Origin of the sequence: Actinomadura bangladeshensis (genome assembly GCF_004348335.1) — a bacterium.
Taxonomy (GTDB): domain Bacteria; phylum Actinomycetota; class Actinomycetes; order Streptosporangiales; family Streptosporangiaceae; genus Spirillospora; species Spirillospora bangladeshensis.
The window spans coordinates 1-1,483 of sequence record NZ_SMJW01000536.1 but is presented as its reverse complement, the minus strand read 5'-3'; the positions used below and the strand labels follow the sequence as shown (position 1 = coordinate 1,483).

Below are 1,483 nucleotides of genomic sequence, written 5' to 3'. Positions count from 1 at the left end.
GTCACCCGCCGTCCCCCGGCCGCCACCCACCACCAGTCAAAGGACGAGCGGAGCTCGACACGTCCCTGTACGGCCGGGGACATGCTGAGCCTGATCCGCGAGGACGGCGTCGCCACCCGCGCCGATCTGGGCCGCATCACCGGCCTGTCGCGGCCCGCCGTGGCGTCCCGTGTGGCCGCCCTCATCTCCCGCGGCCTCGTGGTGGAGCACACCACCGGACCCTCGACCGGCGGGCGCCCCCCGGTCCGCCTGGAGTTCAACGCCGCCGGCGGGACGGTCCTCGTCGCGAACCTCGGCCAGTCCCGCGGCCAACTCGCCGTCTGCGACCTGGCCGGCACGATCCTCGCCCGCGCGGACGGCCCGCCGGCCGAGACGTCCCCGGGCAAGACGCTCCCCCGCCTCATCGACGAGTGGACGTCCCTGCTCTCGTCCTCCGGCATCGACGAGTCCTCGATCCGCGGCGTCGGCCTGGGCGTCCCCGACGCCGTCGAGCACGTCGCCGGACGGTGGGACGCCGTCGAGATCGGCACCCCCGTCGCCGACCGCTTCGGCGTCCCCGCCTATCTCGACAACGAGGTCAACGCCGCCGCGCTCGGCGAGCACCAGGCCCATCCCGGCGTCGACGACCTCCTGTTCGTCAAGGTCTCCACAGGCATCGGCGCGGGCGTCATCGCCGGCGGCCGCATCCAGCGCGGCGCCCTGGGAGCGGCCGGCGAGATCGGCCACATCCCCGTCCCCTCACCGCTCGAGGCCCCGTGCCGCTGCGGCAACGTCAACTGCGTCGAGGCCATCGCCGGCGGCACCGCCCTCCTGGCCCGCTCCCCCGCGGACGACCTGCCGGGCCTGGCCGCCCTCGCCCGCTCCGGCGACCCGGCGACCGTCGCCCTCCTCCGCGACGCCGGCCGCCGCATCGGCGAGGTCGTCGCGACCGCCGTCAACCTGCTGAACCCGGCCGTGGTGGTCCTCGGCGGCGACCTGGTCGGCGCCGACGAACCCCTGATAGCGGGCCTGCGCGAAGTCGTCTACCAGCGCTCCACGGCCCTCGCGACCCGCACCTTGCGGATAGAACCGAGCCGCCTCGGCGAACAAGCCGGCCTGAAGGGCTGCGCGGCCATGGTCCTGGACAACATCCTCTCCCCGGAGGCCATCGACAGCGTCCCCCAGTAGCCGCCGCGCCGGACGACGGCCGGGGCCCGCACCCGGCAGCGTCCAGTTCTACGAGGTCCTCGACGGCCCGCCGGACGCCTCGTCGGAGCGGATCCAGCGGGCCTGGCGCAGGCTCGGCGCCGCGGCTAGTGCGGTGACCACAAACGTCCACCGGGTTGGGTGACACGCCGGACAGGGTCAGGGACGGGCAGGTTGATCGGCTCCACCCTCGATGACGACAGGTCGTTATCGAGAGAGGGGCGGGCTGGTGGCAGAGCCAGTCAGAGCACGGCGGTTGACCCAGGACGAGGGGCGCCGGCTGCAGCAGATCATCCGG

1 protein-coding gene is annotated in these 1,483 nt (G+C 74.3%); it reads left to right on the top strand.

Annotated elements, in window-relative coordinates; all coding sequences use genetic code 11:
* Positions 1 to 81 precede the first annotated feature (81 nt).
* Positions 82 to 1,167: an ROK family transcriptional regulator gene (locus tag E1284_RS40660; RefSeq protein ID WP_131945429.1), complete on the top strand. Its 1,086-nt coding sequence runs from the start codon at positions 82 to 84 to the stop codon at positions 1,165 to 1,167.
* The last annotated feature ends 316 nt before the right edge of the window (positions 1,168 to 1,483 follow it).